The organism is Mucilaginibacter sp. P4_D1 (genome assembly GCF_056401935.1).
In genome coordinates, this window is sequence record NZ_JBFUIJ010000041.1 from 1 (window position 1) to 25,280 (window position 25,280).

A 25,280-nucleotide genomic window follows, 5' to 3' on the forward strand; every position below is an offset into this window, starting at 1 on the left:
CAGCACCACATAACACTGCCAAGACCGATAAAATGATTACTTCCAGTAAATTATGCTTCTTATTATTGCCCGTGCGTGGATCGGGTATCCATCTGAAATGATCGTGAAGGGATGTGGGCATATTCTTTTTTACAAAGAAAAAAACTTGAAAGCCTTTTTGACAACCGCAACCCTTAAACTTATCACCTCTTTATCAACATTTTGTTGGCAACACCTCCCGTTTTTAACGTTTCTTATGCGTCAGCCCTGTGCCGATAATCTACTTTTTAATTACTTCTAAATAATTTTCATAAATTTATCGACAAATCATAACCCTTTGAAAATGAAAAAAACATTCTTACTTACATTTAGTATCTGCCTGTTATCTATAGGCTTTGCATCTGCCCAGGTGATACCAAGCTTTTCATTTGGCGCTAAAGCCGGATTAAACTTTTCGGCATTTCCTGCAAACGGAAAATATGACAACAGCTCGCAAGCCGGTTATTTAGGTGGCGTTTGGGCACGGTTCGGCGCACTTGGCTTTAATTTTCAACCGGAATTATATGCCACAGCAAAAAACCTGACCATTAAGGACGATGCAGGAAATGAGAACAAGGCTAAGTTTACGAGTTTGGACGTGCCCTTGCTTATAGGTACAAAAATAGGCGCATTTGGTTTAGGCGGACGTTTTTATGGCGGCCCTGTTCTTTCTTTTACTATTAATAAAGATCAGAGTTTTAGCGGAGCGAGTAGTGAAATAACAAAATTAAACTATAAAGATGCTAATTACGGCATCCAGCTTGGCGCCGGTGTAGATATTAAAGATTTTTCGGTTGATTTAAGGTATGAAGGCGGTTTAAATAAAATCGGTTATGGCCCCGGTTATTCACATACCCGCGTTAGCATCTTTAGTCTTTCATTAGCTTATAAAATATTTTCGCTGTAAAAGGTTAAATCCTAAACGATATTATTACAAGGCTTGCCGTACTGTGGCAGGCCTTTTTTTATTCAAGTCTTACCGCTGGTTACTCAACATAAAAGTGTCTTTTTAGTATTATAATTTCAGGCTAATTGGCAATAATAGTATTATACTTATTGTAAGTTGTACACCTATATTTAAATTCCGGTTTTTATCTAATAAAAAACAGGTAAAGAGTGTAGCATAATGAGTATAAATTCAAATAAAGTTAAAGTTTTAGCAGGCAGATTAACAGGTATATTTTTATTGCTGTTGATTGTTCAATTAGGGGTTGCTCAAATTAAAGATACTTCGTCAAATCCAATCAGGTTAAACCAAATTGGCTTTTATCCAAATGGCCCTAAAAAGGCAATAGTTTTAAGCGGCGATGGCCGTTCATTTAACATTCGCGCGTTAAATAAACGTACTGTATTCAGGGGGATTTTAACACCGTCTGTAAACCCGTCGTTCGCGGGCAAAACCACATATATAGCAGATTTTAGCAGTTTTAATAAACCGGGCGAGTACGTGTTGACTGTAACCGGCGCAGGAAATTCTTATCCATTTAAAATAGCAGGTAATGTTCACCAAAACGTAGCTAAAGGGGTTATCAAAGCCTATTACTTTATGCGGGCATCAACTGCGCTGCCGGTAAAGTATGCCGGTAAATGGAGCAGGGCAGAGGGGCACCCTGATGATAAGGTATTGGTGCATCCTTCGGCCGCAAGCGATAAACGGCCGGCCGGTACCATTATCTCATCGCCCCGTGGTTGGTACGATGCCGGCGACTATAACAAATACGTGGTAAACAGCGGCATCAGCACAAGTACCTTACTTTCGTTATACGAGGATTATCCTGCCTATATGAAAACCGTTAAGCTTAATATACCCGAAAGCGGTAATGGCGTGCCCGACCTGCTGAACGAAGTGCTCTGGAACTTGCGGTGGATTCTTACCATGCAGGATCCTAACGATGGCGGTGTGTATCATAAATTAACCAATGCAGTATTTGATAAGTTTGAAATGCCGGATAAAGATTCCACGCCCCGGTATGTAGTGCAAAAAGGTACGGCCGCAGCTCTTGATTTTGCTGCGGTTATGGCACAGGCCTCAAGAACTTTTAAGCGATTTCCGCAACAAACACCGGGCCTGGCCGATTCATGCCTCATCGCAGCAAAAAAAGCCTGGCAATGGGCCGCTAATAATCCAAATGTTGCTTACCGGCAGGATGAGAATAATAACAAGTTTAGTCCGGCTGTAACCACCGGCGGTTATGGCGATAACAATTTTACCGATGAATTTATCTGGGCAGCATCCGAATTGTTTGTTAGCACCCGTGATGCTGGTTTCCTGAAAAATATCAGCCTGTTGCCCGATGATAAAATGCCTGTACCGGCCTGGGGCCAGGTGAAGCTACTGGGCTATTATACGCTGCTTAAAAACAACGCAGCCATTCCTGAATTGCCCGAGATTAAAAAAAGATTAATAAACACCGCCGACGGGTTGATCAAAGGTGTGGATGACAATGCTTACCAAACCTCGATGACACTATCTGCCCGGCATTTTGGCTGGGGCAGCAACTCAGATGCGGCCAACCAGGGGGTTTTACTATTACAGGCTTACCGGTTATCGCACGATAAAAAGTACCTGGATAACGCGCTGACCGACCTGGATTATCTGCTGGGAAGAAACGCTACAGGATACTCGTACGTAACAGGTTATGGCACTAAAACGCCTATGCACCCGCATCACCGCCCATCTGCAAGCGATGGGGTAACTGACCCGATACCTGGATTGTTGGTGGGCGGGCCAAACCCCGGCATGCAGGATGGTATCAAAGTGCCATCTAAAGTGCCCGACGAAGCTTACATCGACGATACCCAGGCCTATGCAGCCAATGAAGTTACCATAAATTGGAATGCCCCAATGGCATACCTTGCTAACGCGATAGAAGCTTTGCAAAGTCAGCTAAGCGTAAAAACGAAATCAACTAACTCGAAACCTCTCAAATAAAATCAATCAACAAATGCGAAAAATTTACATAACGGCAGCAAGTTTACTTTTGCTCAATGTAATGTCACCGGCAGTACAGGCTCAAAAAAAGCCGGTGGTGAGTGCTATCGATGCAAAGGTAAATGCCCTGATAGCTAAAATGACATTGGAAGAAAAAGTAGGTCAGATGACCGAAGTTACCTCCGATGTGGTGTCAAAAACAAATGTGGCCGATCATCAGCTAGATGCCGATAAGCTAAAAGAAGCCATCATGAAATATCATGTAGGCTCTATCCTTAATGTAAGCGGGCATGCCTACAGCCGCGAGCATTGGTATGATGTAATATCGACCATCCAAAAAGCCGCCGACCAGGACCGTTTAAAAATTCCGGTTATTTATGGTATAGATGCCATACATGGTGTAACTTATACCGTAGGCAGCACGCTGTTTCCGCAGGAAATTGCTGTGGCGGCCACATTTAACCGCGATATTGCCCATAAAGCAGGTGAAATTACTGCCTATGAAACCCGTGCCAGCTATATTCCATGGAATTATTCGCCGGTGCTCGATTTGGGAAAATCGGCCCTTTGGCCACGCATTTATGAAACCTTTGGCGAAGATCCGTACCTGGTGAAAACCATGGGCGCAGCTATCATAAAAGGTTACCAGGGTAATGATGTAGGCGATAAATACCATGTAGCCGCCTGTATGAAGCATTACCTGGGCTATAGCTTTCCGTTAAGCGGTAAAGACCGTACCCCGGCCTGGATCCCTGACCGTTATATGCGCGAATACTTTTTGCCTTCGTTTGCTGAAGCCGTAAAGGCCGGTGCCAAAACATTAATGATCAACTCGGGCGAAATTAATGGGGTACCCGTACATGCCAGCAAATATTTGTTGACCGATGTATTGCGCGGCGAACTGCATTTTGATGGCATAGCCGTTACAGACTGGCGCGATATTCAATACCTGCATGATCGTCATCATATAGCTGCCACCCAAAAGGATGCAGTGATGATTGCGGTTAACGCCGGTGTTGATATGAGCATGGTACCTTACGATTATACTTTTTTTACTTACCTGGTTGAGCTGGTTAAGGAAGGCAAGGTGTCCATGGCCCGTATTAACGAAGCTGTACACCGTATTTTGAAAGTTAAGTACGAACTGGGCTTATTTGAACGCCCGGTTGGCAATCCTGCTGATTATCCGAAATTCGGATCGGAAGAGTACCGTATGGCAAGCGTGCAGGCTGCAAATGAGGCCATCACATTGCTTAAAAACAACAGCAACGTGCTGCCACTTAAAAAAAGCATGAAGGTACTGGTAACCGGCCCTACGGCCAATACTATGCGTTCGTTAGACGGGGGATGGAGCTATACCTGGCAAGGTGATGAATCGGATAAGTTTGCCGCTAATAAAAACACCATATTGGAAGCTATTCAGCAAAAAATAGGAAAAAACAACGTTAGCTATGAAGCTGGTGCTGCTTTCGACAGCCTGCAAAACATCGACGAAGCTGTTAATGCCGCTAAAAAAGCCGATGTGGTGGTACTTTGCCTTGGCGAATTATCCTATACCGAAAACGTAGGTAATATAGAAGACCTGAATCTTCCTCCTGCTCAAATTCAACTGGCACAGGCCTTGGGAAAAACAGGTAAACCAGTAATATTGGTATTGGCTGAAGGCCGCCCAAGGATTGTTACTGATGCAGAGAAACTTTCGGCAGCTACGCTGATGGCTTATTTACCGGGTAATGAAGGCGGCGATGCTATAGCAAGCATATTATTTGGCGATGTGAACCCATCGGGTAAATTGCCGATAACCTATCCGCGTTTCCCTAACGCTTTAAATAACTATTACCGTAAAAACCTGGAAAACGGCAACCCTGATGATAAACATGGTTACAATCCATTATACGAGTTCGGCACAGGTTTAAGCTATACCACATTCAGTTACAATAACCTGCATATCAGCAAGCCTGAGCTAAAGGATAACGAAACCTTAACCGTTACGGTTGATGTTAAAAACACCGGGCAGGTTGAGGGTAAAGAATCGGTGCTGTTGTACACCAGCCAGCAATATGCCAGCATTGCTCCGGATACCAAACGTTTAAGGGCGTACGATAAAATCTCGTTAAAACCAGGCGAAACAAAAACTGTATCATTTAAAATAACCCCGAAAGACCTCGCCTTTGTAAACGATATAAGCAAAACCGTAACCGAAGCAGGGGAGTTTAAGATCATGGTAGGCGATCAAACGCAAAGTTTTAACTATGTATCTGCGGTTACGGTTCCATCGAGAACAGGTAGACTATAATTTGAGCTGAAAGCAGAAGGCTTAATGCCCAAAACCAGGAAATAACGTTACCGAAGCAGATATTGAGAATTTAGCGTGAGCCGAATTTTCAATATCTGCTTTCTGTTTTTGATGCCTGCTAAAAGCTTTCCGCCTTAGGCTTTCAGCTTTTAGCATTACATTTGTTTGCCGATTATTAATAATAATAACTAAGATGAAGAAGATTTTGTGCTCTGGTATTTTGCTGTTAAGCTTCCTTAATTTTTCGTGCTCAAAAGGTAAAACCGATAAAACGCCAGACCCGGTTGTTGATCCGCCTGTTACCATCGCGAAGGGTGCTGATGTTAGCTGGGTTACCGAAATGGAAGCCAAGGGTATCAAGTTTTATGATAAATCGGGCGCGCAGCAGGATTTGTTTGCACTGTTAAAAAGCCTCGGATTTAATGCCATAAGGCTACGTGCCTGGGTTAACCCAACAAATGGCTACTGCAACACTGCCGACCTTGTGGCTAAAGCGTTGCGGGCCAAAGCCCAGGGTTTTAATATTATGATTGATTTTCATTACAGCGATACCTGGGCCGATCCGGGCAAACAGGCCAAACCAGCCGCCTGGGCCGCACTCGATTTTGCCACTTTGACCACCACGGTGCACGATTATACCAAAAGTGTGATGAATACCTTAAAAGATAATGGTATAACCCCGATATGGGTACAGGTTGGTAACGAAACTAACGATGGCATGCTTTGGGAAGATGGCCGCGCCTCAAAAAACATGGCCAATTTTGCAGCCCTAATCAAAAGCGGTTATGCTGCAGTTAAAGAAGTGAGCCCAACAAGCCAGGTAATTGTACACATCTCCAACGGTTATGATAACGGTCTTTTTCGCTGGATGTTTGATGGGTTGAAAGCCAACGGAGCCCAGTGGGATATCATTGGCATGTCCTTATACCCATCCAAAACAAACTGGGCCGATTTGGATTCGCAATGTTTAAACAACATGAACGATATGGTTTCCCGGTATTCAACCCCGGTTATGGTGGTTGAGGCAGGGATGGAAGCTGGCGCACCGACAGAATCTAAAGCTTTCCTTTTGGATATTATCAGCAAAGTAAAAGCTGTAAATGGCAGCAACGGCAAAGGCGTTTTTTATTGGGAACCCGAAGCTTATAACAGCTGGCAGGGTTATGGTTTAGGAGCTTTTGATACCTCCGGAAAACCTACTGTGGCGCTGGACGCATTTGCCAATTAAAAGGCACAAAAAAACGCAACACAATTAAGCATCGCGTTTTTAATAATATTAAAATATCAATTTTGTAAAATCTCCGGGGTGTGATTTAAAAATCATGATATAGATTTCTGAACGAGCTTCTCAGTCCAAAGGTAAGCATCGTTGTTTTGTTATCTGCTTTAGCACTTTTTTCCTGGCGGTATAAACCGCTTAATTCAAAACGGAGGTTATATTTAGGGTTAATCAAAAATGAAATGGTGCCTTCGGCATAGTAAAGCTGGGTGCTTAGTCCCTGGCCAACGGTTGTGGTGGTAGTTGCCGTTGGTACAAATGGTTTATTCACAATTTTGCCATTGTTGCCGGCGGCGAGCGAATCGGTACCGTACTTGGCGTAATTTACCTGCCCTTGCAGATCAATCCTACCAAAAGAGTAGTTTAGGATACCCAGGGCTTCCCTGAAATTTGCACCATAAGGATGTGCTAACGGATCGCCATAAAAATTGTAGCTGCTTATGGTGTTGGCACTTTGATAAGTATACGGTTTAACTGTATTAAATTCAAAGAGGTAGTTAAAGTGCTTAACAGCAAAAAGATCGGCTCCGCGGATACCCACCTGAACACCATTGGTATTATCTGCATTATTACCCGAGAAAAAACTACCAGCTTTAAACCTATCCAGCAATAACTGGGCGTACAATGCGGTTTTATCAAGGATTTTGTATTTGGCTGTAAACCCAACCAAAGTATTGTCTTTTGGTTGCTGAGATGGCCCCAATGAACTGGAGAAGAAAATTGGATTTATCATGTTGGCATCAAAGCCGCGCCTGTTGCCGGTTGCATCTGCTTCCGGAGAAATAAGAGCGTTAAAGAAACCAAACGAAACCCGGTTACTCACGTTCCAATCGATGTAATGAAAAAATGCCCATTTGCGGCGGTTGCTTCCAAACGTATCGAATTTTTTTTCTTTCACGTCTTCAATATAAGCCCAGGTAGCCATATACTGTACATGTTTACCAAGATTGGCCGTTACCCTTAACAAGGGCATATTGGCGGCATAATCTGATAACAACAACGACCGGTAACCATCCCCGATAAACATTTTATCCTCGCCCAGGGTAACGTTCACGTTTTTTGTAACATTATAAGATATAATTGCTGTTACATACGACCAATCTGCCGAGTTTTTGGCTATGCCCTTGTAATTCCTTAAATAAGCCTGGCCTGGTATAAATTGATTGGCATTTACAACAGTATTATAATACGTGGGGAATTTGGCAGCATTTTCAAAACCGCTGGTGTAAAAAGAAAAGTTTTTGCCAACAGTACCGCCAAACTGGTAACCCCGGGTATTTAAATAATTACTTGAATTTACCGTTAAATTTGCGAATTGCCCTTGCGACGAAAATGTTTGAGCCGGACCGCCGCTTTTTGCGTTAAAATCCTTACTTACGTCTAAATCAAGAATAATATCCCCGTAAAAAGTATAGTTAGGCCTGTTAACTTCAAAAAGGTGTTCATTTAATAGTTTGCGTGTAAACCAGCTTTTACGGTCGGGATTTACGCCAACATTCATCACCGAATCATAACTATGCTGGATAAGGCTATCTATCAAAAATGGGCGTAACGAACTGTGGAATGCAGTTTTAGTTGAATAAATATCGGCGTTGAATTTTTGGTACAACTGGTAGGAGTTTGGCAGATAAGTTGACTGCGCCTTAACTCCTTGAACCGAAACCAGGATGACTCCGGCTAACAAAAATAATTTTATGGATAAAAATGGGTAGATTTTTTGCATCGCAACAAAATAAGTATTATTTATGGTAAGATAAAAATTTTCATTGGTAATAGATTTGCAGAACGTGTTTTGATGTGTGAATATGGCTGTTCTAAAAAGTTAATAAATGTTAAATTTGGCACAGGCAAACTGTTTTTTTTAATTACCATTTAAAAATAGTGATATTTGCCCGCGCGATAAAAATCCTTACTATTTATATAAATGCAGTACAAAAAAATCAATAATCTTTTAGGCTGGCTTTGCTTTGTTATAGCTTCAATTACCTACATTTTAACATTAGAACCCTCAGTTAGTTTTTGGGATTGCGGTGAATTTATTTCATGCGCCTACCGGTTACAGGTAGCCCACCAACCTGGGTACCCTGTTTTTGCCATGTTGGGCAAGGTATTTTCGCTACTATCATTCGGCGATGTTACTAAAGTACCTAAGTATACAAACATGGGTTCGGCCATCGCAAGCGGGGCTACCATTATGTTTTTATTTTGGACAATTACCGCATTGGCAAAAAAAATGTTGCTCAACAAACGCGATGAAGAAGTTAGCCAAACAAACCTGATATTGATTATGGGTGCCGGCCTGGTTGGCGCATTGGCGTTCACATATACCGATACTTTCTGGTTTTCGGCTGTCGAAACCATAGTGTTTGCTTTATCGTCACTATGTACAGCCATTGTATTTTGGGCCATTTTAAAATGGGACGCCCACGCCGATGAAAAAGGCGCCGATAAATGGCTGGTTTTTATTGCCTATGTTATAGGTTTATCAATAGGTATCCACCTGCTTAATTTATTAACCATACCAGCTTTGGCTATTGTTTATTTTTTCCGCAGGAGTAAAAATATCAATGTAGGCAACGGAATATTGGCGTTTTTGACCGGGATAGTTATCCTGGGCCTGGTACAGTATGGGGTTAGGGGATACACCATTAAGTTTGCTGCTTATTTTGACCTTTTCTTTGTAAATAGCCTGGGAATGGGCTTTGGCAGCGGGGCTTTCTTTTTTATGCTAATTATAGTGGCCGCGCTTGTATTGGGTATTATATATAGTATCCGTGCAAAAAAGCCAACGCTTAACCTGGCATTGTTATGCCTGGCGTTCATTTATTTTGGTTATGGCTCATTTGCCTATATTCCTATCAGGGCAACCGCAAACCCCGATTTAAATAACTCGCACCCAGATAATGCATTTACTCTGTATGGTTACTTAAACCGCATTCAGTACGGCGAAAATCCTTTATTGGTTGGACAATACTATGATGCCCAGGTTACCGAGCAAAAGGAGGGAAGCATCATTTATCGTAAGGGAAATACTAAATATGAGAATGCTGGTAAAAAAATTGAAACGGTATATGATCATACCACAATTTTGCCGCGCATGTACAGTACCGACCCGCAGGATGTACAGTTTTATAAAGAGTGGCTACGCATCCCTGAAGGACAGGCGCCAAACTTTGCAAACAACTTAAGCTGGATGTTTACCTGGCAAATGTACCAGATGTACTGGCGTTATTTTTTATGGAATTTTGTTGGCCGCTACAATGATGCCGATGGGCAGCAAAGTATGGTAGCCATTGATGGTAACTGGACAACCGGGATATTTGATGGCGGCAGGCATCTACCAAAGTCAGTTACAAGTGCTGTAACCTATACGCCATTATATGCTTTACCGCTCATTATCGGTTTAATTGGGGCTGCTTATCATTTTAACCGTAAAAAGAAAGATGCGCTGGTAGTGTTGTTACTTTTCTTCTTTACAGGGCTGGCTATCGTGTTATATGTTAATCAAGCTAATGTCCAGCCGCGCGAGCGTGATTACTCCTACGTTGGCTCCTTTTATGCGTTTGCCATTTGGATAGGCTTAGGCGTTATAGCTATTGCCGAAAGCGCCCGTAAGTTTATTGACGGCAGAACCGCCGCTTTAGCATCAACAGCTATATGTTTATTGGCTGCGCCTGTTTTGCTGGCCAGCAAAGAGTGGGGCAATCATGATCGCTCAACAAAAATGACTCCGCATGATATGGCTTATAACTACCTGATATCGTGCCCTAAAGATGCCATCTTATTTACCTATGGCGATAATGATACCTACTCGTTATGGTATGATCAGGAAGTTGAAGGCATCAGGCCCGATGTACGCATCGTGAACCTGAGTTTATTTACCGGCGACTGGTACATCCGCCAGATGCAGAAAAAAATGAATGAATCGGATCCTTTGCCTATTACCATGCCTTATGATAAATATAAGGAGGGTGTACGCGATGCCATTTATTTTAACGACAAGAAATTGGACGGTCCGCAGGAAGTAAAAGAAGTTTTTGACTTTATAACATCTGATGATAAAGCTACACAAGTTGAATACCAAAGCGGCGATTTTGGAAATTACCTGCCTACTAAAAACCTGAAACTAACCATAAACCCAGACCAGGTAGTAAAAATGGGCGTGGTAACGCCAGATCAAAAAAGCAGGCTTGCAAGTATAATGGATTGGAAATTTCCGCCAAATTATGTAACTAAAGAAAACCTGGCCATATTAGATATACTTGCACATAATAACTGGAAAAGGCCTATTTGCTTTACTACAACCATCGGCAATGAAAACCTGATTGGTTTGCAGCCATATTTGTATAAAGAGGGTTTTACATACCATTTAATACCTTTCCAAAAAGATACAACGGTACATGATCAGTTGAGTAAAACCAACACCATGGTGATGTACAATAATGTGATGACCAAGTTTAAATTCGGCAACTTTAAAACGGCTAAATATCTTGATCACGAATCAACATCGATGTTTTACCCGGTAATGACCACTACTTTTACCGACTTGATTCAAAACCTGATGAAGGAAGGACATAATGACCTGGCTTTGAAAGTGCTGCACAAGTACGATCAGGAAATGCCCGACATCAACCCTTATATTGACATAGCCGGCCGTAAAATATTTTTAATACAGATGGCATTTCAATTAAATGATGTAGTGTTGGGTACCAAAATGGCAAACCATCTTGATGAGTACGTAACCGATCAGCTTGATTATAATTATCACTTGCTAACAACAAACGACAATACTTTGAGCAAACGTGATATACAAATTGGTTTACAGATACTAAATGGGGTAACCGATTTTGTAAAAGAAAATAACCAGCCGGCGTTATTTAAAAAATTCGATGGGCAGTTAAAGGATTACGTTAAAAAGTTTGCACCATTATTGAATGACGGGCAACAATAGTAGCCCCCTCTAAATCTCCCCCGGGCGGGGGAGACTTTTGATTTGTATGGTATAAAAGGAAATTTTTTAAAAGGAAATTTCCTTTTATGCTTTTATAGGGAGCTTTTTTTACGTTTATTGTTTTTATAGATTGATTGTTTGTTTTGCATGTAGTTGGACAAACACACCAAACCTCAACCAACAAATGGCCATCAATATTGGGGTTTCAAAAACACAAATAAAATAACGGAAAATCAGTAAGCTTAAAACCGCAACCCAATAGTGATATAAGGCAACGATCCTTCTTTTGAGAAACCCATCACGGCCTCAATTAATACCAATTGGGCGGGGATAATGTAAAACCCGCCGCCATAGCCATCATGCCATTGATCTGATTTTTCGCCGGGTACCCAAACGCGACCTACATCGTTAAAGCCGATAATACCCAGGGAACCGGGTAGGAGGTATGATGTAAAATCCAACAGTTTAAGGCGTAATTCCAGATTGTTATAGGCAATAGTTTTGCCGGTAAACCTGTTGGTGTGGAAACCACGGAAATTTTGCGCACCGCCAAGTTTCATCAACTGAAAATACGTGGCATCACCAACCGTAGTGCCAAGGCCGGTTCTGTTGGCTATCACCAATACCGAATCCTGGTCGGGATTGAGGTAAAAGCTAAACTCCGACAGGATTTGCCCGTAGGTGTTGTGGCTGTTTTTGCTTAAGCCGGTGTAGCCGCTAATGGTAGTATTCCATAAAATGCCTTTGGTGGGGATGGTTGCCTTGTTGCGGGTATCCAACCGGGCGCTGGCCAAAACGCCGGTGTAGAATTTTGTACCAAATACATTTTGATCGGGATTGGCCTGGTTGTATCCATTTAAAAAACGACTGGTATTGTTTGAAGCACTGCTGTTATAATATTGCCCGGCTATGCCCTCACTAAACTGCCAGTTATTATTGGTTTGACTAAGGGATACATTGGCAGTAACAAAATCGTAACGGTTACGATAATAGCTAATTTCCTTATCGCCCTCGTTTTCAAAAACGGTATTGTTGCCTATGCCAAAAAAGTTACTGAGGTTGTGCGGGCCCAAGGATTTGATATTAACACCCAGGTCATTATTACCTATAGCCTTCTTCCAATCGGCCATGTAGGTGAGCATGAATGATTGCCTGCCCAGGTTATAATTCACCAGGAATTCATCACGGAAGGCATAGGGCTCTTTTCTGAAACCGTGCTTTTCCCAGGATAAACCGGCTATCAATGAAATTCCTAAATCCGGGCTATAATTGGCCAGTATGATGGGCTCAAACCTGTCAAATTTAAAACTCTTTTTATCGTACTGATTTACTGCCGTATCTGTTGACGTACGAATCTTCGCGTCGGAAGATGATGGTAACTTATTCTGCTGATCGGATCTATCGTACACATACAAACTACTTTTATTGTGCAGGTTTTTATCTACGTAAAAACTATCTAGCCCATCACCGCCAACCATCCGCACTTTTATAGGCGATGGATTGCCACCGGTAACAACAAACTGATCGTCGCCGGCAAAACCGTACAACCTTACCTCTTCGGTTACGTCTGGTTTAAAGGTGCGTTTGTAGGTTATTTTATCAACACTTCCATCTTTTTTGATCTTATTAACGGTAACCGTAAGGTTGCCTCCGGCTTCATTACTAATGGTAAACTTATCAGTTTTATCACTTGCGGGTATCTCTACCTGTTTTGCTATAAAACGATAATATTCCGTGGCCTGCTTATTCAATATGTTCCTGCGGGCAATCATTTTGCTGATAATTTCCACTCCCGAAAGTTTGAAAATGGCATCGGGCATCCGTTTAACCGCACTTTTTATCAGGTTGTCGGTTAACGTACTTTGCACAAAGGCTATCTGTTCTTTCCAATCCTCTTCACTTAAATCATTCAGAAAATAACGGTCAAAATACCGGGCGTTAAAATTCCAGCCGTTAATGTCCCTTATTTCGCCACTGTAACCCTGGAACTTTGATTTGAGCCATTGGTGCGCCACTATCCACGGAAACAGCCCCGAAGTTTTGTAATACACCTGGTCGCGATCACGTGGCACAGGTTCATAGGTGGCTCCCTTTTCGCCTTCCAGTTTTTCCCAGCGCCATTGGTCTTCGTGCCTGTCCCAATCGCCCAGCAGCATATCCAGCAGGCGGGCGCGCAGTACGGTTTTTTCATCAACCCGGTTATCGTTGTCGTCTTGTAGCTTACGCTGCACTTTATCGGTGTTGTCGGTTTTTTCGGCATCCAGCGGTTCGCGCTCTTCAAACAAGAAAACCTGGTTGGCAAAATCCTTGCAGTAATCGCCCAGACCCGGATCATCGGGTACGTAAACAATTTCGGGGTTAGAGTGGGGGATGCCCAACGCTGCAGCCAATGGCGGCACGGTTAAAGCGGAGAAAGGATGCGCGGCAGATACCTGGTCTTGCAGGATATCCTTGGCTACTGTTGGCCGCAAGCTTGGCGGCAACCCTTTTTCGGGGTATTTCTGGATGGTTCTTAATACCCATTGCTGCCCCGTAGGGTCTTGCAAGCGTAACGATTTGGTTTGCTGCCCGCCACCTTTTTGCAAAATTCTTAAGCCGCCTTTTTCAGTCTGAATATGAAAAATGCGCAGTTTTACCGGGGCGGCCCACAACTTACGGTAATTTTCGCCAAGGAAAAAGCGATGGGTGCCGCTCACGTTGTTGTATCCGGGCTCAATAGCCAATTTAATGCTATCGCCTGGGGCTTGCGCAAAAGCACGCATTGCACCTACTGTTGCTAATATCAGCAACAATAAACTCTTGGCCGGCCTGTTTTTTAGGTGTGTATTTTTCAAGGTGATAAGCTAATAACGCATAATACACAATAGTTTAATACCCCGTTTTGTTTTATGATTTAAAATCATAATTCACCCCAACCCTCAAGGCCTTTAGCCCGGTAACACCCTGCAATTCCTCCAGGTCAAGGTATTCAAGATCATTATTTAAGATATGCGAATCTTGTAGGTATTTAATGTATTCCTGGTATTCTGTTGCTTCGTTGGCATTAAAATATACCATAGCTATTTTGCCCGGCTGGGTAAGGCGTTCAACAGTTCCGGCTATCAATACTTTATCAATACGCTTTTTAACTACCTCGTACCTGATGTTGTAAGCGCCTTCTACATCAAAACGACGTTCGTCATTCCTGAAACTGATCTGTATCGGGTTTGAGTGGATAAAAATCAGCTGGGTTGTTTGCAGTGGATGCGAAATCTGGTCGATTAAAGAGCTGGTAATCCTTGCTATTTCGGCCATCGATCTTAATTGCCACAGGCGGATATTTTTTAAATAGAGCAAATCAAAAACCCGGCTGGGGGCAATGGCCTGCCCTATGTAAATATCATATTCGACACCATCCGTCCTGAATTTTTCGAAATAACAGGGATATGATTCCTGTACTTCATCCTGCGCCACCTCCAGGTAATGATTGATGCTGTTGTTGATAAGCTGCATGGAATTTTCCAGGTTACGCCTGTTGGCAAAAGAAAGGCCTGTATCTTCAGATAATGCGGCAAAATATTTATCTATTACCGGTTTTTCGTCGGGATAATTCTGCCTGAAATGTTCCAGGAATGGATTTAGCTCATCTTTTACAAAGCCATCCAGCGTAAGCTCGTCGTTTGTGGTAATAAAACCGCTAACTTTTTGCAGCCACTCATCGCATTTAAATACCAGGTTATCAATAAGGCGCAGGTGAATGTGTTTTTTTAAAGTGGTAAGGGTTTCCATAACCAGTGTAAGGAATGCCTTTAAATCATCCTGTAAAGCGGTGTTACGTTCAATGGTAGAGTTGCGGATGTCTATTGCCCCAAATAGGGGATATACGTTATCAAACACAACAGTTTCTATTTCCTGGTTCTTACGCCTTTTATTGCCGCTTTTAAGATATTCCCATGCCACCTCATTGAATTTCCACTGAACTGATGGCTGTAACGACGTGAATTTATCTTTAATTACCCGTTCAATACGATCGTTAAACTGATCGATGCTGTTTTGGAGTAATTGGGCTATCAGCGGCATAGCGGTTTGCAGTTTCGATAACAGCTTTTCATAAAATGCTATTTCTTTGTAAGCATAAACTTCAAGGATACCCACATTTTTTTTATTGTAGTAAACCGGGAAAATACCGTATGATTTAACGCCCGATTGCTTTAACACCTTTAAAAAAGGATACTTTATGGTCTTCTCGTCATTAATGACATTAAAAAATATAGGCTTGGGGTTTTGGTTATAGTCATCGGCAATGGCGACAAAAGTTTCCTCGGCCATGCTGTATTTTTTTGCAGATGACATGAGCACACTTTGCGAACATTCATCCGTATCAAATATCGGCCGGTTATTTACCGTTAAAAAAGGCATCAGGCCAAATTCAATGGCGGGGTCTTCGGATAGGGTTTTTAACGAGTTGATGATGTGCTCATATTGCTCGGTTTCGTTACTGGAGTGGTTAACCAGCTCGTTCCGGATGCTTTCCATGGCGTGGGGCAAGGTAACATCTGTTAATGTTATTACCGAAAATCCTTCGAATTTAAAATTGGAGAGTGGTAAAATGCGTTCAAGTACATCTATACCTTCAAAATCATTAAGGTAAGGCTCAATCGCTTCAAAGCTTAATACAGGCAATTCTCCCTTTGATACAACCTTAACAAATTGCGGATTGGTAAAAATGTTGTAGTAACGCGTAAGTTTGGTATCGGGATCTACATAGCTGTACAACAACTCGTTCCTGAGAATTGTGCTGAAGCCGTACATCCGCTCCAGTATCAGGTTGTAAATAAAACGTTTCTGGCGCTGGGCAAATATGTCCGGGTCGGCCATGTTAACCGCATACAGCCCGGAGTGGTGACTGGAATGAAATTCAAAAAATGCCTCTGTACTGAAAAATATCTTTTCAGGTACCGGGGTGCTCAGTGCCCAAAAAAACTCTTTTTCGTTTAAAATCGGTGGCGTAAGTATGCTGTAAATCAGTTCCAGCGTACCCCTGTACATTTCGGCATAATCGGGGTTCACCTCCAGATCGATACACAAGTCTGTTTCAAACTTATTGAGTACGTATTTATAAAACTCCGATTTAAGGGTCTTTTCTGTTTTTACACGCTCCTTTAAATGCGCTACAAAAGGATCAAACGTAAGGCAGGTTTCTACCTGGCAAACATTGCAATCATTTTTACTTATGTTGAGTACTTCGGTGTGCATTTTTTATAAATTACCTTAGTTTAAAACCTGAAGGCCGTTGATAAATAAGGATACCAACCTTCTTCAGAATGTCCGGCCACAATTTTTATAACCGCTAATTTGGCAGGGGCAATATATAGGCCGGCGCCGGTGCCATTGTGCCATTTATCAGAATGTTCGCCATTTTCCCAAACGCGGCCAATGTCATAAAAACCCACTAAACCAGCCTGCCCGGGTACAATATAACTTGCAAAATCAAACAATTTTAAGCGCAGTTCCAAATTGTTATAAAAACTATATTGACCGGCAAAGCGGTAAAGCCTGTAACCTAACAAGTTATCCTGCCCGCCTAAAAATAACGATTGATAAAAGGCAGTTTTACCAATGGTAACGCCTCCGCCTATTCGTTCGGCCAGCACAATAGTACCGTTGGTATTTAAGCTTTTATATAATGCCGCCTGCGGTATCAGTTGTATGAACGAGTTTGAATTACTATTTAATCCCGTGTACCCCTGCAATTTAACATTTACATAGCTTCCCCAGGCAGGTAGCACCTTATTGTTACGCAAATCGTTGGTAAAGTTAAAAATTGCGCCGGCAAAAAGTTTTCGCTGATCAAATGTATAACTATCTGTACTATTGGTGAGTAACGGGTTTGTAATTAAACGACCTGTATTGTCAGCAGCATTTAAATTATAATACTGCAGTGATGGCCCAATGGTTACCGTGGTGCCCCCAGCGCTATGCCAGGTTAGGGCAGGATCGAACTGAACGGTAGTGAACCGGGTCCGGTAAAACTTTTTGTAATTCCCGGTTTTATCAAATACTGTTTCGTTACCCCGGCCAAAAAAGTTAATATTCTCCGGCGAATTGGCCTGGAATTGCAATAACAGGTTAGCGTTGCCAATAGCTTTTATCCACTCCCCGCTGTAACTGGCCCTGAAAGCTTTTGTTGAAAATGAGTGGCTCAAAAACACCTGCTGTACATCGTTATACGGGAATTTACGAAAACTATCCTGGTGTGTATACTTAAAACCAAGTCCCAATAAAAAACCTTCATCGGGGTTTATCTCGATATTGGCCATAGGCATGGTAACGTTTGACAGATTTACGGCCATGTACGAAATATTGGCGCTATCGGCCGAGAAATACTTGCGCACCCTGGTACTATCACCTGTTAATTTCAGCGTACCGGGGTCATAAATCTGCACTTTGTTTTTTGAACGTACAATGTTATAATCCTTTGCATCAACACTATCAACAAACCGGAGCTTTATGGGCGATGTGGCGTTATTTAAAACAACTTTATCGGCCCCGGCACCCAGGTAAATCCTGATCTCTTTGGTAATATCGGGCATAAAATTGATGTTCATCAACGTATCCCGCACTTTACCGCCACTGCTGATTTTGTTGATGGTTATATTTAATCCATCACCAGGGATATCTTTAATGTTAAAGAGCTCATTTTTTTTAGACGTATGGATCTCGACAATTTTATTGCTGATCTTATAAAACTCCTCCATAGCGGCCGGGATATTTGCCCGGCGTTCCTTTAGTTGTTTCAATAACACATCATGCCTTAATTTATAGGCAGATGCTGGTAACCGGCGCAAGCCGACTTCTAAAACATCGTCAGTTTCGGCAGCCACAAATTCATTAACAATGCGCGTCCAATCTTCGTGATTGTATTTCATCCCCGGAAACAAATCGGCAAACATGCTGCTCCATAACGAGTAGTATATACTTTTAATTTTCCCGCCAAAGCCTTGCAGGTCGGGTTCTGCCCATTCCCTTGATGCGATGTATGGAATAATGCCCTGGTTGGTGTAAAGTGCCTGGTCGCGGTCGCGGGGTACGCCGGTATAATAAATACCTTTGTCGGTTTTAGTGCCTTGCCAGCGCCATTGGTCGCCCCGGCGGTCCCAATCGCCAATCAATAAATCAAGCAGGCGGCCGCGTAAAAATGTTTCGGCATCTATCCTGTTATCGTTATCCTTTAACATGGTGGTCACCATTTTGAGCGAATTATCTGATTTGCCGGTAGGCTCCCGCTCTTCAATAAGCACTGCTTTGTTATCAAATACTTTGTTAAACTTGCCCAGCTTTTCATCAGGCGACATTACACCGATTTGCGGGTTGGTATGCGGCACATGCACGGCATCGGCCAGCGGGGGCACTATCAATGCGGAAAACGGGTGCTGGGCACTCATGGCATCGTTTACCCAATCCCGTGCAAACGTTTCCTGGAACTCGGGAGGTAATAATTTTTCCGGACTTTTTTCAACGCTGCGGATAACCCATTCCTTGCCGGTTTTGTCAATTAAACGCAACGAGTGTGTTTGAAAACCACCACCCAGTTTCTCGGGCGTTAGTCCTCCCTGAAAAGTGGCGATATTGATAACCGGCAGTTTGGTATCAGCGGCCCATTCCTTACGATAGTTTTCGCCAAAGAATAAACGATGGAATTTACCTACGCTATCATATGATGGATGCACTTTTATCACCAGGCTATCGGCAGTAATTACTTTCAGCTGGTTTGCTACTGATGGTTTAACCGGCGTGTAAGGCTGGGTGTAAACAAACGCTTGTTTTACCCCGCTTTCACCATCAATATAGTAAGTAAACCGCATGCTGTTATCAGCGAGAATATCGGCTATTACATAGCCCTGGGTAGCATCAGCAAACAGGGAGTTTTTGCCCTTTATTGCATAGGTATGCTTGGCGCCTGCGCCGCTTACCACCTGTAGCTGATCGTCTTTTATAAACTGCAGACCATGCTCATGCCCCGCCACGTGGATTACATTGGGGAAGTCTTTAAATACGCCATCAATCCGTTTCATCATGTCCTTATATAAAGGGTGGTTTAGGTCCTCGGGGTTTGGAAATGACGATCGCAAAAAGGGATACAGCGAACCTAACACAGGCAACGGAATAAGCAGGTTGCTGTTTACAGCCGTCAGCGGGAAAATGTGATCCTTTAGCGAAAAATAGCCGCCATGAGTGCCATAACTTTGAAACGGATGGTGCGATGACAGCAGGATAACCTTGTTGCGGTTCCGGCTCAGGATTTGTTCAAATTTGTCAATAATGTCCTCTTTGGTTTTACAATCGCACTCGGCGGCATCATTGGCTTTGCTGTACTGGTATAGCCACCATTCGCTGTCAAAAGCTATAACTGTCAGGTTATCCCCCAGGTTTATTTCAACCGGGTCCGGGCAGCCGTTGGCAGGCACCATTTTTAACAGGCTATCCTGCTGCTCTTCTAAAAATGCCCATTCCCTTTTTATTTTGGCCAGGCCCTGCGGCCCCATTTTATCCCAATCGTGGTTGCCGGGTAAAAAATAAACGGGTGCGCCATTGGCCCGCATAGGCTGGTATTGTGATTGAAGTATCTGCTGGGTTTGCTTCTCTTCGGGGCTGCCGGACAAGCCCATTCCCCTGGGGTAAATATTATCGCCAAGGTACATCACAATCGTTTTGTTTTTGATGATGTTGGCTGCAGCGTGCTTCAAAACGGCGCTTTGCTGTATGTCCATTTCGCCTGCATCGCCTATAAGTATCACCCGGTATTTTACCAAATCCTGGGCCAGTAAATTGAAGCCGGCCGCCAGTATTATCAATAGCAGAAGTAATTTTTTAATCATGCCCTTCATGAATTACAGTATGCTTTTTAAATAGTTTTTGGTTAAGCCAATGGCCCGCATATGCAGTGCCGATACCCACGGCGGCACCTGCAAGCACATCAGATGGATAATGCTTCCCCAGGTACAGGCGCGAATATCCGACAGACGAAGCCCACAAATATGCAGGCACGGTTACATACCACTTATGATATTGTATGGATATGGTAGCTGCTGTAGCAAAGGCAAGACTGCTATGGCCCGACGGAAATGATTGCCCGTGCGTGGGCGAAGTCACAAATACATCATTGGGGTATCTATCTGCAGGCCGCGTGCGGTTTACGCTCATTTTAACAACGTAAGTAAACAATTCGGTAGCGCCCAAATTAATCACGGCCTCTAAACCATTTTGTTTTGCGGTTTGATTGCCGCTTGCCAGTCCATATATCAACGTACCGAAAGAAGCCGCACCCGCTACGTAGTAGGCCGATGTACTGGTGGTACGCCAATAGCCAGACGTTGGGTTTTGTGGATTGACACTTTTTAAAATATCGATATCTGCATTTTGAGCGTAGCAGAACTGAAAACCTATTAGGTTAATTAATGTAGATAATACAAACAGTAGTTTTTTTCCCTTGGTCATCAGTTTATTTGGTATAACTAAATTTTAAAATATTGCCTGCGCTTGTCTTACTGCCTTCGTTTGAGATATAAAGATTGTATTGATTGTCAAATGCAATCCCTTCGGGCTGGTTAAAAATGGCAGGGTCTAAACTGTAAATCGCTTTTACCTTCCAATTGCTATCGGCAACCACCAGCATTTTATTAACTGATGATAAAATATACCATTCGTTGGTTTTGCTGTTTTGAGTTAATGCTGATGGATGGAAATTGATCTTCTTTTTATCGGTTATCTTTTCAATAGCTTTTACATCTACGCTAAAACTCCCGCTTTGCTTAAGTGTGCCATCGGCCTGTAAGGCCAAAATATAGCCGCTGCTGCTTTTGGTGGTATTGTCGTCGGTGCAATGCTTACATAATAGATATATCAGCCCGTTTTTTTCATCGGCATGCATCCCTTCATATTCGCCATCGGGTAATAACCCTTCTAACTTTTGCACATCCGGAATTTCCTTATTCCGTACCTGCCTAAACGGGAACGTAAACAGTACCCCATCGCTACGCAGCATAATTACCTGGTTATGGCAAATAGCGATATCTTCATAATCGCCCTTTTTACCAAATTTGCTATAGCCAACCTGCTTATCGCCCAGTTTCATGTAATAAATGTTCCCGTCTTCGTCCTGTTCGGCATAAACCGAATCGCGTTTGCCGTTGTTAAAGGCTATACCAGATACTTCAAGCAGGCCATCGGGCATATAATATTTGATAGGTTTATTGAGGTTGTATCCAGTGGGGCTATCGTAGCCTTGTGTGCCTGTTTTGTTGGCACAGGAGATGCTTAGCAACATACCTGCTACAATAACACCCATCAATGTGTTGCGCATATCCTTAATCATTAAGCTTCGATTTTAAAAATTCATAAATTGCCTTTTGCGATTGCACTAAAGGTGGTACCGGCTGTATATTGATGTTTTGCAACTCATTGTTAAGCCTAACGGCCTGTACGTTATCATTAAGCTGAAGGTTTATCAACTGCAAAACTTCCGCTTTTATATGGTCATCATAAACCGGGAAACAAACCTCAACCCGCCTGTAAATATTCCGGTTCATCCAATCGGCCGAGCCAAGAAAAACCTTTTTGTCGCCGTTATTGTGGAAGATGAAAATCCGGCCATGTTCCAGGTTGCGGTCTACAATGCGCCTTATCGTGATGTTTTCGCTCATTCCTTGCACACCGGGTATCAGGCAGCAAATGCTGCGTACTATCAGCGATATTTTTACTCCCGCGTTTGAGGCTTCATAAAGTTTGGCTATTAGCGTACGCTCTTCCAGGTTGTTTAATTTGATAGTGATGGATGCCGGCAGCCCTTGTTTGGCGTTGGTAATTTCCTGGTCAATCAACGCCAAAAAGCGGTCCTGCAAATTAAACTGGGCTACCAGCAGGTGGTTAAAATCAATAGGGTATCCATCTGCCGATTTTTTACCCTTTGCCAAAAACATGAACAATAATTCCATTTCCCGCAGTAACAACGAATTGGCTGTCATCATGATATGATCGGTATAAAATGCGGCCGTGCTTTCGTTAAAATTGCCGGTAGCAAGCAGTCCCGAATATTTGTCGCGGCCATCAACCTGTCTTTTTACCAAAGCAATTTTTGCGTGTACCTTTAATGCGGTATTGCTGTAAATAATATCCACACCGGCGGCTTTCATTTTTTTTGCCCATTTAATGTTGTTGGCCTCATCAAACCGGGCTTTTAGCTCGACCATAACGCGCACCTTTTTGCCATTGTTAGCCGCGCTTATTAAAGCATTTACAATGCGCGAATCGCTGGCCACCCTATAAAGGGTAACAGAGATTTCCCTAACCGAAATATCGGTAGCAGCTTCATTAAAAAAACGAAGAATTGTATTGTACGATTGATAGGGCGTATGAAAAATATAATCCCGCGTTTCAATATGGTCAAACAACGATCCTGCATCGCTCACATGGTAGCCCACCAAAGGAGCCCAGCGTGTGTAACGTAACGATGGATTATTAACCGGCAGGCCCGATAAGTCTTTAAGGTTGTGGTACATGCCACCTTCCACCACGCTTGAACTTTGCAGGTTAAATTTATCGGTTATAAAATGCAGGGTGCGTAAGGGCACGCCAGGCTGGTGCAAAAAGCGGGTGGCAATACCCAGGTCGCGTTTTAGCAATTGTTTTTCAACCTGTTCAGATAAGTCGCCCTGGTACTCATCATCCAGGTCAAGTTCGGCATCGCGGGTTATTTTAATGCTGTAACAACCTGTAAGCACCTCGTTTTTGAATAATTTATCCAGGTTATGCCTGATTATATCATCCAAAAAAACAATGTATTGCCCATCATCTGTATTAACGCTGTAAAACCGGGGCAGCTGGTTTGATGGAATGTTAAGGATTACATTGCGCTCGGTTTTGTTTTCAGCTTGCAGGCTTACCAAAAAGTACAACCGGTTATTTTCGGGGAAAAAATTCTTTTTGGTATCAGCCAGGTCTATCGGTTGCAAAAAAGCCATAACCTGGCTGTAAAAATAGTCACTTACCTTATCCGCAATTTCATTGGGTATCGGTTGGTTAAAAAGCAAGGTAATTTTTTGGGCTTTTAGTAAAGGGATAATCTCAGCGGTAAAAACCTGTCCGAATTTTTGTTGCTGATGGCCTATCAGTTCCTGGGCTTCCAGCAATACATCCTCTTTTTCGCTGTTGCCGTGTTTGGCCAGGTTATGCAGGGCGAGTAGTACAGGCATCCGCACCCGGTAAAACTCGTCTAAATTGGACGAAAATATCGAGAGAAAATTTACCCTTTCCATCAATGGCAAGGTTTCTTTTCCGGCCTCCATCAAAATCCGTTCATTGAAAAGCAGCCAGCTTAAATCCCTGTCAAAAAATGAGTAATGATCCATAGGTAGATATATTTTGTAGCGATTTGGTACTTACCGCTTTAGATCAGTGTTGAAATAATGAACGCCACAACGGAAATGATAAGGCCGAACATGAATACATTGTATGATGCCCGCAACAACCGGTATTTTTTTCCCAGCACCACACCTTGCGAATAATTATCGCGGATGAGGCTGCCGTACAGGAAGTCGCTGTCGTCCATCATTTTAACCATTCCCTCGCTGTATTTCTCGAGGGACATGCGGTAAAAATTACCAAAAAATAAAAGGTTAACGGTTTTATTCTCGATATCCTCATGTGTAAATACCCCATTAGGTATCGATGGCCGGGTTGCTAGTATCGAAAAAGTAATGGTGAGCAAACTTACCCCAAGCAGCATAAAGGTTGGCACCAGCAGGTTAGAGTGCTCATCAATTTTGCGCAGCACCAAACTAATAATGGCCGATAAAATGATGGAGTTCACCGTGATCATGATATGGGCCTTATTATCGGCCATATCGCTCAATCGCTGGTGATTGCTTGAGCTAATGCGAAACATGGTCTCGATACCGCGTTCAGGTTTATCCGTTTTATGCTTTTTGCCATGCTTTTCGGTATCAGCTTTATCTTCTTCTGTGTCAGCCACAACACCTTCTTCGGCCAGGGCTATTACAGGCGTTTTGTCCTTTACCAGCGCCTGTTTGCCTATCAGCTTATCCAGGTTTTTTTGCTGCTGATCGCCAAGCAGCAGGCGGCAGTAATCAGTAAAATACTGGTGCGATTGCAATAGTTCGATACTCTTTTGACGCCACTCGTCTTTATCGAGTACAATGTTTTTTACCTTTTCAATTTCTTTACGCACCAGTTTACTGCGCTCATTAAAATCATCTGTTCCTAAATGAAAAAGATCGGCATCGCATATAATTTCCTGTAACAAACCAACGGGTTTCTGTGGCATTTCGGTAGCCATAATACAGCCCTTTACTTTTTCAATTACCGTATCGGCTACTTTTAGCTGTTTAAGCTCGTGCCCGGCTATGCTGATGCTCTTTGCTTCGTGTTCGGCTTTGTCGGTAAAATACCCTGTATCATGAAACCACGAGGCAGCTACCACAACAAAAAAATCTTCATCGCTAAGCTGGTAGTGGTTGGCAATTTTTGTAGCAGCGGCTACAACATCTTTGGTATGCTGAAGGTCGTGATAAATTAAATTGGGGTCCTGGTAGGCATCAAAATAAGATATCACATATTTTTTTACGTCTTCTAATAACTGTTGAAATTTCATTGGCCTGTGTAATTATTTAATCAAATTTATTCTAAAAATCCCTATTTGCTGTTGATTTAATGTTATAAGCTAATTTATTACTGATAATTAATTGATGAGGGCTAAACTGAATTACAACCTAAACTTCTTTGCTAAACCTATGCCGTTAATTAAATA

14 protein-coding genes are annotated in these 25,280 nt (G+C 42.7%); 5 read left to right on the forward strand and 9 right to left on the reverse strand.

Features of this window, described 5'->3' with window-relative positions:
* A partial coding sequence (locus tag AC1DV1_RS24850; RefSeq protein WP_477355482.1) for a transposase family protein occupies positions 1-121 on the reverse strand: 121 nt, incomplete at its 3' end.
* Positions 122-322: 201 nt separating this feature from the next.
* On the opposite strand from AC1DV1_RS24850, the gene AC1DV1_RS24855 reads away from it, so the two are divergent.
* From AC1DV1_RS24855 to AC1DV1_RS24870, 4 genes are all read left to right on the forward strand, one after another.
* Positions 323-925 (forward strand): porin family protein, encoded by a 603-nt coding sequence (locus AC1DV1_RS24855; RefSeq protein WP_477365141.1) that lies wholly within the window; start codon positions 323-325, stop codon positions 923-925.
* A 219-nt stretch (positions 926-1,144) separates the two neighbouring features.
* Positions 1,145-2,950 (forward strand): glycoside hydrolase family 9 protein, encoded by a 1,806-nt coding sequence (locus tag AC1DV1_RS24860; RefSeq protein ID WP_477365145.1) that lies wholly within the window; start codon positions 1,145-1,147, stop codon positions 2,948-2,950.
* A gap of 13 nt (positions 2,951-2,963) precedes the next feature.
* Positions 2,964-5,246, forward strand: a complete 2,283-nt coding sequence (locus tag AC1DV1_RS24865; RefSeq protein WP_477365149.1) for a glycoside hydrolase family 3 N-terminal domain-containing protein — start codon at positions 2,964-2,966, stop codon at positions 5,244-5,246.
* A gap of 193 nt (positions 5,247-5,439) precedes the next feature.
* Entirely contained in the window at positions 5,440-6,474 is a 1,035-nt protein-coding gene (locus AC1DV1_RS24870; protein ID WP_477365152.1) for a glycoside hydrolase family 53 protein, read from the forward strand.
* Positions 6,475-6,559: 85 nt separating this feature from the next.
* On the opposite strand, the gene AC1DV1_RS24875 is transcribed toward AC1DV1_RS24870, so the two are convergent.
* Entirely contained in the window at positions 6,560-8,248 is a 1,689-nt protein-coding gene (locus tag AC1DV1_RS24875) for a gliding motility protein RemB (protein ID WP_477365155.1), read from the reverse strand.
* A 201-nt stretch (positions 8,249-8,449) separates the two neighbouring features.
* On the opposite strand from AC1DV1_RS24875, the gene AC1DV1_RS24880 reads away from it, so the two are divergent.
* A complete protein-coding gene (locus AC1DV1_RS24880; RefSeq protein ID WP_477365158.1) occupies positions 8,450-11,476 on the forward strand; it encodes a glycosyltransferase family 117 protein in 3,027 nt (1,008 codons plus the stop codon).
* Positions 11,477-11,718: 242 nt separating this feature from the next.
* Here the strand turns inward: AC1DV1_RS24880 and AC1DV1_RS24885 are convergent, their stop codons facing one another.
* The 7 genes from AC1DV1_RS24885 to AC1DV1_RS24915 are packed head-to-tail and all read right to left on the reverse strand — an operon-like array spanning position 11,719 to position 25,124.
* The gene (locus AC1DV1_RS24885; RefSeq protein ID WP_477365161.1) at positions 11,719-14,310 is read right to left on the reverse strand and encodes a BamA/TamA family outer membrane protein; all 2,592 of its coding nucleotides are present in this window, start codon (positions 14,308-14,310) and stop codon (positions 11,719-11,721) included.
* A gap of 52 nt (positions 14,311-14,362) precedes the next feature.
* Positions 14,363-16,711 carry a GAF domain-containing protein gene (locus AC1DV1_RS24890; protein ID WP_477365164.1) on the reverse strand — a complete coding sequence of 783 codons (2,349 nt, stop codon included), beginning with the start codon at positions 16,709-16,711 and terminating at the stop codon, positions 14,363-14,365.
* A gap of 20 nt (positions 16,712-16,731) precedes the next feature.
* Positions 16,732-20,334, reverse strand: coding sequence for a BamA/TamA family outer membrane protein (locus AC1DV1_RS24895; protein WP_477365167.1), 3,603 nt, complete (start codon positions 20,332-20,334; stop codon positions 16,732-16,734).
* On the reverse strand, positions 20,327-20,953 hold the full coding sequence (locus tag AC1DV1_RS24900; RefSeq protein WP_477365171.1) for a phosphatase PAP2 family protein: 627 nt from the start codon (positions 20,951-20,953) through the stop codon (positions 20,327-20,329). The genes AC1DV1_RS24895 and AC1DV1_RS24900 overlap by 8 nt, the downstream gene beginning before the upstream one ends.
* 4 nt (positions 20,954-20,957) lie before the next feature.
* The gene (locus tag AC1DV1_RS24905; RefSeq protein WP_477365174.1) at positions 20,958-21,818 is read right to left on the reverse strand and encodes an SdiA-regulated domain-containing protein; all 861 of its coding nucleotides are present in this window, start codon (positions 21,816-21,818) and stop codon (positions 20,958-20,960) included.
* Between the two features lie 4 nt (positions 21,819-21,822).
* Positions 21,823-23,862: a polyphosphate kinase 1 gene (gene ppk1 / locus AC1DV1_RS24910; RefSeq protein WP_477365177.1), complete on the reverse strand. Its 2,040-nt coding sequence runs from the start codon at positions 23,860-23,862 to the stop codon at positions 21,823-21,825.
* A gap of 38 nt (positions 23,863-23,900) precedes the next feature.
* Positions 23,901-25,124: a Pycsar system effector family protein gene (locus tag AC1DV1_RS24915; RefSeq protein WP_477365180.1), complete on the reverse strand. Its 1,224-nt coding sequence runs from the start codon at positions 25,122-25,124 to the stop codon at positions 23,901-23,903.
* Positions 25,125-25,280: the final 156 nt, after the last annotated feature.

What these genes read in the sequence shown, in the direction of transcription:
- AC1DV1_RS24865 (WP_477365149.1), top strand. Translation starts at nt 2,964, where the DNA reads ATGCGAAAAATTTACATAACGGCAGCAAGTTTACTTTTGCTCAATGTA.
- AC1DV1_RS24860 (WP_477365145.1), top strand. Translation starts at nt 1,145, where the DNA reads ATGAGTATAAATTCAAATAAAGTTAAAGTTTTAGCAGGCAGATTAACA.
- AC1DV1_RS24880 (WP_477365158.1), top strand. Translation starts at nt 8,450, where the DNA reads ATGCAGTACAAAAAAATCAATAATCTTTTAGGCTGGCTTTGCTTTGTT.
- AC1DV1_RS24875 (WP_477365155.1), bottom strand. Translation starts at nt 8,248, where the DNA reads ATGCAAAAAATCTACCCATTTTTATCCATAAAATTATTTTTGTTAGCC.
- AC1DV1_RS24915 (WP_477365180.1), bottom strand. Translation starts at nt 25,124, where the DNA reads ATGAAATTTCAACAGTTATTAGAAGACGTAAAAAAATATGTGATATCT.
- AC1DV1_RS24895 (WP_477365167.1), bottom strand. Translation starts at nt 20,334, where the DNA reads ATGATTAAAAAATTACTTCTGCTATTGATAATACTGGCGGCCGGCTTC.
- AC1DV1_RS24905 (WP_477365174.1), bottom strand. Translation starts at nt 21,818, where the DNA reads ATGCGCAACACATTGATGGGTGTTATTGTAGCAGGTATGTTGCTAAGC.
- AC1DV1_RS24870 (WP_477365152.1), top strand. Translation starts at nt 5,440, where the DNA reads ATGAAGAAGATTTTGTGCTCTGGTATTTTGCTGTTAAGCTTCCTTAAT.
- ppk1 (WP_477365177.1), bottom strand. Translation starts at nt 23,862, where the DNA reads ATGGATCATTACTCATTTTTTGACAGGGATTTAAGCTGGCTGCTTTTC.
- AC1DV1_RS24900 (WP_477365171.1), bottom strand. Translation starts at nt 20,953, where the DNA reads ATGACCAAGGGAAAAAAACTACTGTTTGTATTATCTACATTAATTAAC.
- AC1DV1_RS24890 (WP_477365164.1), bottom strand. Translation starts at nt 16,711, where the DNA reads ATGCACACCGAAGTACTCAACATAAGTAAAAATGATTGCAATGTTTGC.
- AC1DV1_RS24855 (WP_477365141.1), top strand. Translation starts at nt 323, where the DNA reads ATGAAAAAAACATTCTTACTTACATTTAGTATCTGCCTGTTATCTATA.